The 223-nt window shown below is 57.0% G+C and carries 1 protein-coding gene; it reads right to left on the bottom strand.

The annotated features are described in order from the left end of the window. Positions 1-7: 7 nt before the first annotated feature. A partial coding sequence (locus tag FPZ47_RS29130) for a hypothetical protein (protein WP_210420072.1) occupies positions 8-223 on the bottom strand: 216 nt, incomplete at its 5' end.

The following is a 223-nucleotide window of genomic DNA, read 5'->3' on the forward strand; positions in this document are numbered from 1 at the left end:
AGTCCTATTATCCTTGCGGCAGTGTACCTTTCGCGTCAACGACACCCGCAAACGCGGAATTGCATGAAAGATCGAGGTTGATGAACGCTGTGGAGCGCACCAGCCACGCATAGGGTTCCCCGGCGGCGTTGTAGCGGCGCTGGGTGTGAGGTTCCCCCGAGACCGTAGAGGCATCAGCTATAAGGGGTAGCGATGTCAGAGAAACGGAAGAAGTATGACCGTG

Origin of the sequence: Mycobacterium helveticum (assembly GCF_007714205.1) — a bacterium.
In the GTDB taxonomy this organism is placed as follows: Bacteria; Actinomycetota; Actinomycetes; order Mycobacteriales; family Mycobacteriaceae; genus Mycobacterium; species Mycobacterium helveticum.